Annotated in this window: 14 protein-coding genes and 1 pseudogene; 9 read left to right on the top strand and 6 right to left on the bottom strand. The window is 65.1% G+C overall.

Annotated elements, in window-relative coordinates; translation table 11 throughout:
- Nucleotides 1-52 precede the first annotated feature (52 nt).
- The 3 genes from Q2941_RS33540 to Q2941_RS33530 are packed head-to-tail and all read right to left on the bottom strand — an operon-like array spanning nt 53 to nt 3,030.
- Nucleotides 53-1,753, bottom strand: coding sequence for a S8 family serine peptidase (locus tag Q2941_RS33540; protein ID WP_458195101.1), 1,701 nt, complete (start codon nt 1,751-1,753; stop codon nt 53-55).
- A 12-nt stretch (nt 1,754-1,765) separates the two neighbouring features.
- Nucleotides 1,766-2,464: a hypothetical protein gene (locus Q2941_RS33535; RefSeq protein WP_458195100.1), complete on the bottom strand. Its 699-nt coding sequence runs from the start codon at nt 2,462-2,464 to the stop codon at nt 1,766-1,768.
- Complete coding sequence (locus tag Q2941_RS33530; protein WP_027528155.1) at nt 2,461-3,030, bottom strand: sigma-70 family RNA polymerase sigma factor; 570 nt, start codon at nt 3,028-3,030, stop codon at nt 2,461-2,463. Before Q2941_RS33530 ends, Q2941_RS33535 begins: the two co-directional genes overlap by 4 nt.
- 473 nt (nt 3,031-3,503) lie before the next feature.
- On the opposite strand from Q2941_RS33530, the gene Q2941_RS33525 reads away from it, so the two are divergent.
- Nucleotides 3,504-4,661, top strand: coding sequence for a GGDEF domain-containing protein (locus Q2941_RS33525; RefSeq protein ID WP_458195099.1), 1,158 nt, complete (start codon nt 3,504-3,506; stop codon nt 4,659-4,661).
- 63 nt (nt 4,662-4,724) lie between these two features.
- The gene (locus tag Q2941_RS33520) at nt 4,725-5,825 is read left to right on the top strand and encodes a DUF2336 domain-containing protein (protein WP_458195098.1); all 1,101 of its coding nucleotides are present in this window, start codon (nt 4,725-4,727) and stop codon (nt 5,823-5,825) included.
- A 6-nt stretch (nt 5,826-5,831) separates the two neighbouring features.
- Here Q2941_RS33520 and Q2941_RS33515 read toward each other — a convergent pair whose 3' ends face one another.
- Both Q2941_RS33515 and Q2941_RS33510 read right to left on the bottom strand, forming a co-directional pair.
- Entirely contained in the window at nt 5,832-6,470 is a 639-nt protein-coding gene (locus Q2941_RS33515; RefSeq protein WP_027528158.1) for an NrsF family protein, read from the bottom strand.
- Between the two features lies 1 nt (nt 6,471).
- Nucleotides 6,472-7,017, bottom strand: coding sequence for a sigma-70 family RNA polymerase sigma factor (locus Q2941_RS33510; protein ID WP_458195097.1), 546 nt, complete (start codon nt 7,015-7,017; stop codon nt 6,472-6,474).
- Between the two features lie 287 nt (nt 7,018-7,304).
- On the opposite strand from Q2941_RS33510, the gene Q2941_RS33505 reads away from it, so the two are divergent.
- From Q2941_RS33505 to Q2941_RS33475, 7 genes are all read left to right on the top strand, one after another.
- Nucleotides 7,305-7,949, top strand: a complete 645-nt coding sequence (locus tag Q2941_RS33505; RefSeq protein WP_458195095.1) for a hypothetical protein — start codon at nt 7,305-7,307, stop codon at nt 7,947-7,949.
- A 149-nt stretch (nt 7,950-8,098) separates the two neighbouring features.
- A complete protein-coding gene (locus Q2941_RS33500) occupies nt 8,099-8,878 on the top strand; it encodes an enoyl-CoA hydratase (RefSeq protein WP_027528161.1) in 780 nt (259 codons plus the stop codon).
- A 174-nt stretch (nt 8,879-9,052) separates the two neighbouring features.
- Nucleotides 9,053-10,483, top strand: coding sequence for a TolC family outer membrane protein (locus Q2941_RS33495; RefSeq protein ID WP_458195094.1), 1,431 nt, complete (start codon nt 9,053-9,055; stop codon nt 10,481-10,483).
- A 200-nt stretch (nt 10,484-10,683) separates the two neighbouring features.
- Nucleotides 10,684-11,652: an alpha/beta fold hydrolase gene (locus Q2941_RS33490; protein WP_458195093.1), complete on the top strand. Its 969-nt coding sequence runs from the start codon at nt 10,684-10,686 to the stop codon at nt 11,650-11,652.
- A 33-nt stretch (nt 11,653-11,685) separates the two neighbouring features.
- The gene (locus Q2941_RS33485) at nt 11,686-12,105 is read left to right on the top strand and encodes a hypothetical protein (RefSeq protein ID WP_458195092.1); all 420 of its coding nucleotides are present in this window, start codon (nt 11,686-11,688) and stop codon (nt 12,103-12,105) included.
- Nucleotides 12,098-13,198: a hypothetical protein gene (locus Q2941_RS33480; protein WP_458195090.1), complete on the top strand. Its 1,101-nt coding sequence runs from the start codon at nt 12,098-12,100 to the stop codon at nt 13,196-13,198. The genes Q2941_RS33485 and Q2941_RS33480 overlap by 8 nt, the downstream gene beginning before the upstream one ends.
- Complete coding sequence (locus Q2941_RS33475) at nt 13,176-13,514, top strand: hypothetical protein (protein WP_458195089.1); 339 nt, start codon at nt 13,176-13,178, stop codon at nt 13,512-13,514. Before Q2941_RS33480 ends, Q2941_RS33475 begins: the two co-directional genes overlap by 23 nt.
- Before the next feature lie 148 nt (nt 13,515-13,662).
- On the opposite strand, the pseudogene Q2941_RS33470 reads toward Q2941_RS33475, so the two are convergent.
- Nucleotides 13,663-13,985: pseudogene (locus Q2941_RS33470) on the bottom strand (hypothetical protein); the annotation flags it as partial.

Raw genomic sequence — 13,985 nt, 5'->3', positions numbered from 1 at the left:
AACCCGCCGCGTGATTTTTTAACCTTCGCAGTCCGCGCATGTTTGCGGACAACTATCGTGCGGCAGGTCTATCCGATTGAGAAAGCGTGGATTTATCGCCGGCGCTGGACAACGAGGGTTGCGCCAGCGCGCGTGTTCCAGGCTCTTCGCGACGTTCCGACGCGTCTTCACGTTTTGTTGTCCCCGGCACCGCCGCAACCGGCGTCGCACCATCGACCGCAACCGCCATGACCGCGGCGTAAGCATCAGCCTCGCCGTCGCCGAACAGATCGTCGCGGCCCGGCGTTCCCAGGTCGCGGGCGGTCTTTACAAGAGTCAGGCGCAGCGCTTCCGGCTTCAAAGCGTAGTTGCGCTCCAGCAGCAGCGCCGCGACGCCGGAGACATACGCCGCCGAGAACGAGGTTCCCGATGTCATCTGGTATTTGCCATCCGGCGCCGGCAGGAAGATGTCGACGCCGGGCGCGGCGAGCGCGATGTGGCTGCCGCGATTGGAGGCGGAGAACAGCTTGTCCTGCGCATCGGTCGCGCTGACCGCGATCACGTTGGGATTGGCCGCGGGATAAAGCGGCGGCGATTTCGCGCCGGCATTGCCGGCCGCCGCAATCAGCACCAGCCCGCGCGCGGCGGTCGCCGCGATGGCGCGCTCGATCACCGCGTCCTTCGGACCTGCAAAGCTCATATTGACGATCTGCGCGCCGTGCTCGGCGGCGTAGTTCAGCGATCTCAGGATCACATAGGATGAGCTTTCGGCGCCCCCCGTGGTGCCGCCGAAGGCGCGGATCGCGATAATGCGCGCCTCGGGCGCGCTCCCCATCAGACGCGCATGCGACACGATCGCACCAGCGATACCGGTGCCGTGGACGTGCGGCCCTTCCTTGCTGCCGAGCGCATCGAAATTGTCCGCGATCGAGTTGACAAGCTCGGGATGGCTGGTGTCGATCCCGGAATCGATCACCGCGACCGTGACGTTCGCGCCATGGACCAGCATATGCGCCTCCGGCAGGCGGAGCTTTGCCAGCGCATATTGCGCGGGGTCGCCTTCCGCGGGCACGCCCGCCTTCTGGTCCTGAAGCATGTAACGGAAATTCGGCTGCAGCGAGCGCACGCCGTTCGCAGCAGCGAATTCGCGGCGCACGGTGTCGTAGGGCCGGCCGTCGGTGATGCGGAACAGCCCGATGGTGGCGCCGATCAGCGGAAAGCTCTCCGACGCAATGCGGGTCAGGCCGTGGCTGCGCGCAAGCGCGTCGGCATCGGCCGTCGAAAGGTTGCTGTCGAGTTCCGCCACGAACTCATTGGCGATACTGCGCGACGTGGTCGCCGCCTGCGCCGTGTTGCGGCCGGAATTGCCGGCGCCCTTCTTGCCCGATTTGCCCGAACCGCCGCCGGCCGCACTCGGCTGATCCAGGCATTCTCCGTCGGCGTCGCGATTAGGCGCGCTACAGGCCGGATAGAGATTGGGCGAATAGCGCACGTAAGGCAGCACCGCTGTGTGGGCCATGCGCGCCGTCAGCCGGGGCACCACCCTGGGTCCGCGATCGACGCTGGTTATCGCCCGCCCGGTGACGACGGGACCGCCGCGCCCCGTCACCGTCGGGCTGATGGTCGGAACGCGCGAGGGAATGCTGATTGTCGGCGTGCGCATGATCGCCTGCGCGTGCGCGACTTCGCCGCCGAAAGCGCCAAGCAAGAGAACTGTGCCCATCGACGAAGCGAAGACGCCCGCTCTCGACACGCTTTCGGACTTACGCTTCATGACTCTCGGCGCTTAGGGGGCCGCCACGGCGAGGTTGACGATCTTCTCGCGCTGCATCCTGCCGAGCAGCGAGGCAAGCTCGTCGTTGTTCATCGCCTTGTTGAACTGGAGGCGGAACATGCCGCCCTTGGCGCCGTCGACGATCGATGCCTGGTAGCTGTCGAGCAGCGTGGTGATGTCGGCGACCCGCGCGTCCGGCGTGAACCGCACCAGCGCATGCGCCGACGCCCCAGGCGAGGCACCGAGTTCGCGCGTGATCGGCGCGTTCGTGGAGAGCGAGGCGGTCTGGAAGGTCGAGCTCTGGTTCTTCACCAGCACGGCCCCGATGATACCGGCCTGGAGCAGCAGCGCGATCGCGCCGAGGCTCGCCGACCAGGCGAGCGTGCGTGGCGACAGGCTCGCGAAAAACGTCGAGATGCGTGTCGAGAGCGACAGCCCTCCGGGTCCGCGTGCGGGCTCCGCATCGATCGCGGCGAACAGTTTCTGCATCGCGCCGGCCGACGGAGCACCCAGGCTCTCGTTGAGATGGATGGTCTCTTCGTATTCGGCGCGGATCGCGGCGTACTGCCTCGCCAATTCAGGATCGCCGGCGAGGGCGTCCTCGACCCGGCGCGCGTCGCGCGAGTTCAGCGTGCCGGCAGCATGCCATGGCAGCAGCATCTCAATTTCACTGGGCTCTTGCTCCAGCATCTTCTTGCTCAATGCCATCATGGCCAGCCTCGCTCAACACCGGCTGCCTTGAGCAGCTCGGCCAGTTTCTTTCGCGCATAGAACAAGCGCGTCTTCACGGTGTTCTCCGGTATCCCGACGATTTCGGCCACCTCTTCCACGGACTTCTCGTGGTAGTAGACGAGATCGACGATTTCCCGATGGTCCGGCGACAGTGCCGTCAAACACTCTCGCAACGCTTCACTGGTATCCTTCTTCTGCACCGCCGTTTCCGGATCGTCGGACGTATCCTCGATCGCGTTGGCGGCCTCTTCGTCCAACTCAAGATCCTTCCTGCGCCGAAGCGCAGACAGGGCCTTGAATCGGGTGATTGCCAGCAGCCAGGTGGAAACAGCGGATCGGCCCTCGAACTTTCCGGCCTGACGCCAGACGTCGAGAAACACCTCACTGATCAGGTCCTCAGCGACCTGCTCATCGCGCACGAGCCTAAGCCCGAAGCGATAGACCCTGACATGGTGCCGCCCGTACAGCACCTGCATAGCGAGCCGGTCGCCTTGGGCGATCCGGGCGATTAGGACTTCGTCCGAAGCCGCCTGTGTCACGCTCAAAGGCCGTCTCGCAAAGTTGGTCGGGTCGAAACGGCAGGCGGTTCGACGGGTGATGCAAGAATCTTCAACCTACCGCGGTTGCACGGGGACATGTGTGATGTACCCCACATACGCGCGTATTCTTGCAGCCCCTGGGGGCTCGCTAAAAATGGTAACATAATACTATAACTTTTCCCTGCGGAGCGCACACGGGCGCGGCCCGATCTTACCAAGCCTCGATCCATAACGCAGCCTTGTGCAGCGTATTCGCCGGCCAATTGACTGTATCTCTGGACCTTACCGTTGACCTTATCCGTGGCCCATTGCCTGGCCAATTCCCTGGCCTATCGCCGACAATCCCTAATCGCTCGCTAATTTCCGTGTCGGATCAAGGCACTTACCCGGGCGGCCGGCCCGGATTCGCACCGCAAGGATACCAAACCTAAAGGCTTGCCACGTAGATTTTTGGACTGACATTCACCAATGGCAGGTTCATGAGCACGGCCGCGACATCCATCCCGGAGCGGAATGCCGCAGAGGTCGCGGATCTCGTCCTGTTTCCCGACCAGGCCACGCCGGAGGTCGTCGCGCGCCGCATGCGGCAGCGGCGCCAGATGTATGTCGGCCAGGCCGCGAGCTATTCGCTCGGCACATCCGTCCTGTTGATCTACGCTTATGGCGGGGCGATCTCGATGATCGTGCCGTCGCTGTTCTGGTTCGGCGGGCTGATGATCATCGGCAGCTTCGCGGTGCTGTCGGAGGCCGGCGTCGGCGAGCGCTACCGGGACCACTACCTGACCGTCTTCCAGATCTCGGCGCATATGGCGCTCCAGCTCGTCTTCCTGCTGGCGGTTCCGACGATCGGGGTCGCCTTCATCAGCGTGCTGTTCCTGATCTTCGCCTTCGGCACGCTGCGCATGACCTCGCAGCAGGCGATGCTGACCTGGGCGCTCGCGACCATAGGGCTCGGCTTCGTCTTCCTGATCTCCGACCTGCCGATCGGCATGCCGGTGACGAGCCGGCTCGAGCGCCTCGCATCGATGCTGTGCTTTGTCCTGGTGATCGGCCAGTGCGCCTTCCTCGGCCTGTTCGGCAGCACGCTGCGCAAGATCCTGTACCGGCGCAGCATCGAGCTGAAGGCCGCCTATCAGCGCATCGAGGAGCTCGCCGAGCTCGACGAGCTCACCGGCTCGCTCAACCGCCGCTCGATCATGCGCGCGCTCGATGAAGAGATCGCCGGCGTGCGCGAGGCAAAAGCGCCCTGCTCGGCTGCACTCATCGATCTCGACTGGTTCAAGCGCATCAACGACGTCCACGGCCATCCGACCGGCGACGAGGTGCTGCGCAACTTCGCCATCACCATCTTCGCCAATATCCGCCCCAACGACCGTTTCGGCCGCTACGGCGGAGAGGAGTTCCTGCTGCTGATGCCGGACACGTCGGGCGAGGCCGCCATGCGCATGCTCGACCGCCTGCGCATGATCGTGGCCGAGCTCGACTGGAGCGCATTCGCGCCCGGCATGCATGTGACGATTTCCGCAGGCGTCGCAGCGCTGCGCGACAATGATAATGCCGACTCATTTCTCGCGCGCGCCGACAGCGCGCTCTATTCCGCCAAGGCGCAAGGACGCAACCGCATTGCGACCAGCTGACCAATCCATTTTTGCCCGGTGGCGCAGAAAGAGCCCCCGGACCGAACGCTCCAGGACAGGGCCATGAGATCGAAAGCCGCCAAAGTTTCCGAAAACCTGCTCGATGAATTGCAGGCGACGCTGTCCCACGGCACGGTTGCGCGCCGGGTCGAGACGCTGCGCCGCGTCACCGATCTCTTCATCACCGGCGCGGTGGACTATTCGGACGACCAGGTCGCCGTGTTCGACGACGTCTTCCAGTGCCTGATCGAACATATCGAGACCTCGGCCAAAGTGCTGCTCGCCGAGCGCCTGGCACCGATCGACACGGCGCCGGCCGTGACCATCCGCACGCTCGCGCTCGACGACGTCATCGACGTCGCCGGCCCTGTGCTGTCGAAGTCGGAACGGCTCGACGAGGCGACCCTGATCGAGATCGCGCGCAGCAAGAGCCAGGCGCATCTCAAGGCCATCTCGATGCGCCGCGTGCTGTCCGATGCGCTCACCGACGTGCTGGTGGCGCGCGGCGATAACGAGGTGGTGCAGTCGACGGTCAAGAATCCCGGCGCGCAATTCACGGAAAAGAGCCTTACCGACCTGGTCGGACGCGCCGAACGCGACGACGACCTCGCAACTTGCGTGGGCCTGCGCCCGGACCTGCCGCGCCATCATTATCTGAAACTGATCGCGAAGGCGTCCTTGAGCGTGCGCAGGAAGCTCGAAGCCGCCAATCCCGGCCAGTCCGACGCGGTGCTCAGCGCGGTCCACGAGGCGGCGCAACGCGTTCGCGCGGCGACCATGACGCGGCAGACCGAAATGGCGCGCGCGCTGGTGAGATCGCTGTTCGATGACGGCCGTCTCAACGAGCACCAAGTCACGGCCTTTGCCGAACAGGGCAAATTCGACGAGGCCAATGCCGGGCTCGCGGCGCTCGCGGGCGTTCCGGTTGCGATCGCCGAAAACATGATGATCGAAACCCGCACCGAGGGCGTGATGATCCTCGCCAAGGTCGCCGGGCTCTCGTGGTCGAGCGTGCGCGCGATCATCGCCATGCGCGACAAGCTGTCCGGCCGCGATTTGACCGACCTTTTGAGCGCGCGAGACACCTACGAAGCGCTGCGCACCTCGACGGCGCAGCAGGTGCTGCGCTTCCACCGCATGCAGCAGAGCACGGCACCGGCGTAGCCGGTGCTAGTACTTCAGCACTTTTGATCCGATGAACGCGCCGATCGCGGTCACGAACGCGGCGGCGAGCGTGTACCAGGTCGCCACGAACAGCGGCGAATCATCGGTGCAGTGCGAGGCGTAGAGCGTCGCCGCCAGCCCCGCCGACAAAAGGCCGGCGAGCGCGCCGGCAAGCGCGGGCCGCGACGGCGCGCCGTGACGCAGGCCGAACAGCGCGCCCGCCAGCAGCGGTAGCGACATCGCAGGGATCGCCGACAGACACACCCTTGAATTCTTGCCGACGAGCCGCATCGTCATCGGCATCGCAGGCGCCATCATCATCTCGCCGCCGATCGCCACCGCAAGCAAGGCCACGGGGAGCAGCAGCAGCCAGCCCCAGCCGCGCATCAAGGCCTCGGGCCGCGACAGATGCAGACTGATCGCGATCGCGGGGATCGCGAGCGACAGGGTGACCGCGAACTTCATATCGAAGAACGGATTGTGCATCGCGCTCATCACGTCCGGCCGCACGCCGAGGAAGGTGGCGAAGATCAGGATCGAGAGCGGCGCGGCCACCAGCAGCGACAGCGCCAGCACGGCACCGACCTTCGGCGCACGATGAGCGTTGTCGGCCGCGAGCGTGCGAATGAGTTGATCGGTATCCATCTCATCTGTCCCGCAGTTTGGCGGTAAGCGCGGCCAGCCCCCGATGCAGCGCGACGCGCACCGCGCCTTCGCTCATCGACAACTTTGACGCGGTGTCCCTGATCGAGGCGCTGTCGACCGCAATCGACTGCAACACGTCACGCTGGCGCTGCGGCAGTGTCGCAAGCTGCGCCGCGACCTCGCCTGCGGAGGCCGTCTCCGGCAGAGCCTCGCCCGGCAGCGTCTCGGCGAAATCGTCGATATTGACGAAGATCCGCCTGCCCCGTCGCCTTAGCGCGTCGATCAGCTTGTTGCGGGCGATCGCGAACAGCCAAGGGGCGAGAGGCGCTTCGCTATCCCAGGTATGCCGCTTCAAATGCACCGCCAGCAAAATGTCCTGCACGATATCCTCGGCTTGATCGGGAGGCTGGCCGGCCCGCGCGAGTCCGCGCCGGGCGGCAGCCCGCAGCACCGGCGTGACCGCCTTCAGCAGGCGATGATACGCCGCATCATCCCCTGCCATGGCCGACCGCATCAGGCCGGTCCATTCGTCCTCACGTCCGCGCACGCGCGCTCCCACCTAGCAATTCGGCCGCTCTTTCAATTTGTTACGCCCGCACCGGCCAGATCACGACTTCGTGATCAAGCTGAGGGTGTAGAATCCGGCCCGGCCCGCAAGTCGGGGAGGCTCATAACACCGATCCCTCCGGCTGGCATCCATCGGGCGCTTTGCGGGCCACCAATTGCCCCGGTTTTGCCCGGTCCAGCCCGAAGATTCCCTTTTTTTGCCCAGCTGTGGTCACGCCCAGGGGTCTCTGTTCGCCCCGGGATGGGCCAATTGGGGAGATCATCACAATGATCAAAGCCAGCGGGCGCGTAGCGTTGATTCTCGCCGCCGGACTCTTCGTCGCAGTCGGGGACACCGCACAGGCTGCACCGACCGCCGCGAGCGACACCAAGTCGGACAGCGCGAGCAATTCGAGCGAGACCGTCAAAGAAACCAAGCCTCGGCGTCACCACGCTCGTCACCACACCAGCAAGACGGCGGAGAAATCCTCCGACGACAAGGCAGGCAAGAGCGATAAGAAGGACGCCGCGGCCGCCGAGAGCATCGCGCCGGCCTCCAGCGCCATGCCGCCCGCAGTCGCCAACGCCAATGCGCAGCTCGCCTCCGCCGATACGCCGACCGCCGCTGCGGCCACCGCCATGACGTCGCGGGCCAATGACAATTTGCAGGCCGCGGCAGACCAGGCGGCTGCAGCGCCAGACAGCCAGGTGGCCGCGTCAGATCAGCCGGATGATGCCACCCAGCAGCAGGATAACCCGCCTGCGCAAAAGGCCGTCGCGGCGACCGATGCACAGCCGCGCCCGGCTCCGGTGATGGCTGCCGCGAGCAGCGAAAACTCGGCCTGGGACCAGAGCTCGCTGATCGGCAAGATCTTCATCGGCTTCGGCGCACTCCTGACGCTGGCCTCGGCCGCGCGCATGTTCATGGCTTGATTCTTGGCCTGATTCTTCGCTCGATTCTTGGCCTGAGCCGGTTCCGGGACGCGCGGCTCGCGCGTCCCGTCAGGCGTTTTCGCCCTCTTGAAGCCCACCCCGCCAACGGGCACATTGCCCGCTGAAATCGAAAAACGCGTGGGTGGAGCATGAGCACGTTCGAGCACATCATCGTCGAAAGCCAAGGCGCGGTCGGCATCATCAAGCTGAACCGCCCGAAGATGCTCAACGCACTGTCCTTCGGCGTCTTCCGCGAGATCGCCGCCGCCGTCGACGATCTCGAGGCCGATGACGCGATCGGCTGCATCGTCGTCACCGGCAGCGAGAAGGCATTCGCCGCGGGTGCCGACATCAAGGAGATGCAGCCGAAAGGCTTCATCGACATGTTCTCGGAAGATTTTGCCGCCATCGGCGGCGACCGCGTGGCGCGCTGTCGCAAGCCGACGATCGCCGCGGTCGCGGGCTACGCGCTCGGCGGCGGCTGCGAGCTCGCGATGATGTGCGACATCATCATCGCCGCCGACACCGCGAAATTCGGCCAGCCCGAGATCACGCTTGGCACCATTCCCGGGATCGGCGGTACGCAGCGCCTGACGCGCGCGATCGGCAAGTCCAAGGCGATGGACCTCTGCCTCACCGGCCGCATGATGGATGCGGCGGAAGCCGAGCGAAGCGGCCTCGTCAGCCGTGTGGTCCCTGCCGACAAGCTGATGGACGAGGTGATCGCGGCTGCCGAGAAGATCGCCGCGATGTCGCAGCCGGCGGCCGCGATGGCCAAGGAAGCGGTGAACCGCGCCTTCGAGACCACGCTCGCCGAGGGCATGCAGGTTGAGCGCAACCTCTTCCACGCCACCTTCGCGCTGGAGGACCGCTCGGAGGGCATGGCCGCGTTCATCGAGAAGCGCAAGCCGCTGAACAAGAATCGGTAAGGTTGGTGTAAGGCTCCCCATCCCTTCCCGCAAAATCCTGTGACGTAGCTGCAACAAGCGCGGATTTCATGGGACATTCACCCGCGGCAGTTTGCCTGCGGGACCGGCGCTGGTTAAACAGGTAAGAGGGCCGCCGTCGGCGGGGGCGGATAGCCGGGGTTGTTACGGGATCAGATGAAGGGGCGTGCCGCCAGAACTGGCCGCGTAAGGACGCGGCGCCGATCGGGCGTGGGTCATGTCCTTGTCACATGGACCGCGCTAACGGTTTCCTGCGCCCTCCCGGCCGCTGCGCTGGCCGAAGCGCTGCCGGAAGCGCTGGCAAAAGCCTATCAGACCAATCCGCAGCTCAATGCCGAGCGGGCGCGCCAGCGCGCCACCGACGAGAACGTGCCGCAGGCGCTTGCCGGCTACCGGCCGCAGATCGTGGCGAGCCTGAGCGCCGGCCTGCAATCGGTGCGCAACCTGCTTCCAGACAACACCATCCAGACCGCGACGCTGAAGCCCTGGACCATCGGCGTCACCGTGACGCAGACCCTGTTCAATGGCTTCCGTACCGCCAACAGCGTGCGCGTCGCCGAGTTCCAGGTGCAGTCGGGCCGTGAGGCCTTGCGCAATGTCGGCCAGGGCGTGCTGCTCGATGCCGTGACCGCCTACACCAACGTGCTCGCCAACCAGTCGCTGGTCGAGGCGCAGCGCTCCAACGTCGCGTTCCTGCGCGAGACACTCGCCGTCACCCAGCGCCGGCTGAACGCCGGCGACGTCACGCCGACCGATACGGCGCAGGCCGAGGCGCGCCTCAACCGCGGGCTTTCCGATCTCAACGCCGCCGAAGTCGCGCTTGCCGTCAGCCAGGCGACCTACGCTCAGGTGATCGGCAACCCACCGTCGCAGCTTCGGCCCGCCGAGGTCGTCGACCGCTATCTGCCGAAGAGCCGCGAGGACGCGCTCGCCATGGCGATCCGCGAGCACCCGGCGGTGATGGCGGCAGGCTTCGACGTCGACGTCGCCTCCACCAATATCCGCGTCGCCGAAGGCGCACTGCTACCGAGCGCCAATGTGCAGGGCAGCGCCAGCCGCAGCCGCGACGCCGACCCGACGCTCAGTACCCTCGGCACCGACCAGGCCTCCATCGTCGCCAACGTCACCGCGCCGATCTATGACGGCGGCACGGCCGCCTCGCAAACCCGGCAGGCCAAGGAGGTGTCGGCGCAAAGCCGCCTCGTGCTCGACCAGGTGCGCAACCAGGCGCGCACCGCCGCGACCAGCGCCTGGGTGGCGAACGAAGGCGCCAAGATCGCGGTCTCAGCCTCGGAGTCCGAGGTGAAGGCGGCGACCGTCGCCCTGCAGGGCGTGCAGCGCGAAGCCGCCGGCGGACAGCGCACCACCGTTGACGTGCTGAACTCGCAGGCCGACCTGATCCAGGCCAAGGCCCGCCTGATCGGCGCGCTGCGCGACCGCGTCATCGCCTCCTACACGCTGCTCAGCGCGGTCGGCCACCTCGACGTCAAGACCTTGAGCCTCAACACGCCCGACTATCTGCCCGAAGTGCACTATCACCAGGTGCGCGACGCCTGGCACGGCCTGCGCACGCCGTCGGGGCAGTGAATCGGGTAGGCTCCCCAAAAACATCGAAAACAACCCCATGCAAAGTAGAATGGCCTCACCGGCCAGGATTTGACACGTCGGGCAAATCAGCAGCACCACTCCATCGTGAGCGAGGCCCGCGACCGCGGTTCGCTTCAACGCCAAATCAACTCGCGCTAGAGTAGCGGTCCAATATCAACCGACTCATCCCGCGAGGCCTTTTGATCCCTGGAATCCTTCGTGGTGCGGCCAAGCTGTGCGGCGCCCTCTTGCTGCTGGTCGTCGCAGCGGTCATCGCATTTCGGCTGGCGGCCGTTTCTCGCGAGACGGCAGGCCGTGCCGATCACGCGCCGTCGAGCGGGCATTGGGTGACGACGCGCTCGGGTGACGTGTTCATTCAGGAGAAAGGCCCGCCGGTCGGAATTCCGGTCGTGCTGTTTCACGGCACCGCGGCCTGGAGCGAGTTGTGGCGGGCGACGAGCAATGCGCTCGCCGCCGGCGGCTATCACGTGATCGCGCTCGACCTGCCGCCGTTCGGCTTCTCGGATCGGCCGGGCGGCTACACGCGACAGGATCAGGCCGAGCGCATCAGCGACGTGCTCGAGAAGCTCAATGCAGCGCCCGCGATCATCGTCGGCCATTCCTTCGGCGCCGGTGCCGCGACCGAGCTTGTGCTGCGCTTCCCGGCCCGCACCCGGGCGCTGGTGCTGGTCGATGCCGCTCTGGGGCTGACGGCCGAACCGTCCGATCCACCGGCAGCGCTGCGTCCGAAATGGCTGCGTGAAATGCTGGTGTCACTGACGGTCACTAATCCACTTGCCACGAAGATGCTGCTGCAATCGCTGATCGCGAAAAAGGATCGCGCCTTGCCTGAATATGTCGAGATCCTGCAGCGGCCACTGACGCGCCAGAACTCGACGCCGGATATCGCCGACTGGGTCTATTATTTCGCAGGTACAGATCGCGGCGCGATCAGCGCCGACCGCGGCGCCTACGCGCGGCTCAAGCAGCCCGTCGCTATCCTCTGGGGTGAGATGGATACCGTGACGCCGCTCGCCCAGGCGCGCGACCTGAATGGTCTGCTGCCCCAGGCGCACCTCACTCTGCTGCCCGGGCTCGGTCACATTCCGCAGATCGAAGATCCCGGCCAGTTCAATGACGCCCTGCTCAAGGCGCTCGGGACACTCTAAACTCGACCAAGATTCAAACTCACCGGAGGACTCATGGACATCATCAGATTGTGCGCCCTTCGCTATGCCGCACTGCTTGGTTTCGTGATCCTGACCGGTTACATCCCCGCCTTCATCGACCAGAACGACATGATCTTCGGCCTGTTCCGCCGCACCTGGTACGCCGACGGCCTGCATCTCGTCTCCGCGCTGTGGGCCCTTGCCTCGGCGCTGACCTCGCGCCGCGCATCCGAGCTGTTCTTCCAGCTCTTCGGCGTCTTCTATTTCGCCGATGGCGTGCTCGGCCTCCTCACCGGCAGCGGCTATCTCGATTTCGGCATCCTCATCAACGGCGTGCTGAACCTGCCGCTGTCGACCCGCATCTTCGCCAATGCGCCGCATCTCGGGTTCGGCGGGCTTGCCATCCTGATCGGCTATCTCCTCGCACCGCGCACACGCCCGGCCCATGCTTAAGCGCTTGCGTCGCATCGTCCTCACGCTGGTCGTCCTGATCGTCGTCGCGATCCTGGGGCCACTCGCCTATATCGAGGGGACCTGCCAGCCCACATCCGACATTGCATCCGCGGTGACGGCCGCAGACCCGCTGCCGCCGATCGGCGAGAAGGGCTATCGCCGGCCGCTCGACAACACCTATTTCACCTTCCCCGAATGGTACATCGTCTATTCCTTCGAGGATTTTGGCCGTTCCCTCGACCAGTCCAGCGAAAGCCATTTCGGATACCTGCGTCACATCCTCGGCTTCTGGCAGAGCTTCTGCACCATCAACCGCGCGGTCCCGGCGAGCGCCGAGTCGCGCTTCGACGTGAAGATGATGATCTACGTCATCGGCATCAGCTACTCCGCCGAATACGCGATCAAGGGATTTTACGAGAACACGATCGGGCGCGCGTTCGAATGGATCAGGGGCGAGAAGCTCACGCCGCAGGATGAATATGCCCGCGCGGTGCTGCAGGACTATGCGGCCTTCCTCTACACCATTCCCTGGTACAAATATCCGTTCCGCGACACGCTGAACGGGCTAACGGCGATCTCGGCACCGACGCCGAGTGATTTGCGCACGTGGGAGCGCAATTTTGCGCTCGGCACCGAGTATTTCGTCAAGATCGGCTACGCCGCCGCGATTCAGAAGGCGCTCGATGCCAGCGATGACGACGAGCCACGCGACATCATGTTCGTGGTCGCGACGCTCCCGCAGGACGTGCTTGGCGCCGAGCCACGCATCACCCCGGTCCGGACGCTGTCACCGGATTGGCAGCTCGTGCAGGCGCCGCGCTACAAGGCGCTGAGCGAGATTTTGAACAAGCTGCTCGATGGCGGCCACCGCCTGGCGGAGATCGCCGGCAATCACGATATCCTCATCACCGTGATCGCGCCGAAAGGGACGGCTCTCGATATTCCCGACACCACGGAACTGTTTTCACTGGATCTGGACGCCAAACCCGGCTTCCGCAGGGCCGGCCTGAAGGCTAGGATCGATCGGCTCGTCGAGATCAAGCGCGAGCTGACGACCAAAGGTGCGAGCCTTGAGCACTTCTACGACTACTAGCCGGACGACACCCCGGCCGCTCCGCAGCGTCGCGTTTGCGGTCTCGCTCGTCGTCGCGGGCTGGCTTGCGCTTGTCGTTGCCCTGACTTTCGGCTCCGCGCCCGGCCGCTCGCTGGCCGTGATCGGGCCACAGGCGCAGGCGATCGCGGCAATCGCGAAGGCCGACGGTCGCGTATTGGCCTCGTACGCCTACGTAACCATCGCCCGCTCCAACGCTGCCGACTTCGTCGGCCGGCTCTACGCCGCCGGCGCCCTGCTGGTCCTCGATGCCGAGCAGGCCGGCGGTTGCAACGGGCTCGTGCCGAAGCGAAGCTGACACGGCCCGGGATTTCGGTGCTTTCGGGGCAAAGCGGACATGAGCCAGCGGACCAACCTACGCTCAATCGGTCGAAAATGACCCCTTTGCGGACATATCGAAATCAAAACAGACCGAAACGGCCGAGACGAGAAGCACTGCGGCTCAACTATGGAAGTCCTTTTGTCAGCGTAAACGGATTGAACCCACGTTCCGCGAGGGCAGCCCACGAAGCTGCGCCAAGATGTGACAATCGGAAATAGAGTCGCGGCTTGGTCGGATCGGTGTCCAGCACGAACCCGGTCGGTAACTCGCGGACAGTTGTGGCATAGAACCCGCTATCCGGCGACCTCTGGGATTCGATGACAGCGATCAACGACTCTGCCCTCTCAGTCCTGCCGAGCAATTTCATCAAGAGGGCCACTTGGCTCGTCCCTTCGGTCCACACGCCGTCCCGGTCTTCACCGTAGGAAAAGCCCTCGCCGACACTCA

Source organism: Bradyrhizobium sp. UFLA05-153 (assembly GCF_054185185.1).
This window is presented reverse-complemented; position numbering and strand designations above follow the sequence as displayed.

Bases quoted from the DNA above. Each gene is read 5' to 3' on its own strand.
- Q2941_RS33520 (WP_458195098.1), top strand. From the start codon at position 4,725: ATGAGATCGAAAGCCGCCAAAGTTTCCGAAAACCTGCTCGATGAATTG.
- Q2941_RS33505 (WP_458195095.1), top strand. From the start codon at position 7,305: ATGATCAAAGCCAGCGGGCGCGTAGCGTTGATTCTCGCCGCCGGACTC.
- Q2941_RS33535 (WP_458195100.1), bottom strand. From the start codon at position 2,464: ATGATGGCATTGAGCAAGAAGATGCTGGAGCAAGAGCCCAGTGAAATT.
- Q2941_RS33540 (WP_458195101.1), bottom strand. From the start codon at position 1,753: ATGAAGCGTAAGTCCGAAAGCGTGTCGAGAGCGGGCGTCTTCGCTTCG.
- Q2941_RS33480 (WP_458195090.1), top strand. From the start codon at position 12,098: ATGCTTAAGCGCTTGCGTCGCATCGTCCTCACGCTGGTCGTCCTGATC.
- Q2941_RS33500 (WP_027528161.1), top strand. From the start codon at position 8,099: ATGAGCACGTTCGAGCACATCATCGTCGAAAGCCAAGGCGCGGTCGGC.
- Q2941_RS33495 (WP_458195094.1), top strand. From the start codon at position 9,053: ATGAAGGGGCGTGCCGCCAGAACTGGCCGCGTAAGGACGCGGCGCCGA.
- Q2941_RS33525 (WP_458195099.1), top strand. From the start codon at position 3,504: ATGAGCACGGCCGCGACATCCATCCCGGAGCGGAATGCCGCAGAGGTC.
- Q2941_RS33485 (WP_458195092.1), top strand. From the start codon at position 11,686: ATGGACATCATCAGATTGTGCGCCCTTCGCTATGCCGCACTGCTTGGT.
- Q2941_RS33515 (WP_027528158.1), bottom strand. From the start codon at position 6,470: ATGGATACCGATCAACTCATTCGCACGCTCGCGGCCGACAACGCTCAT.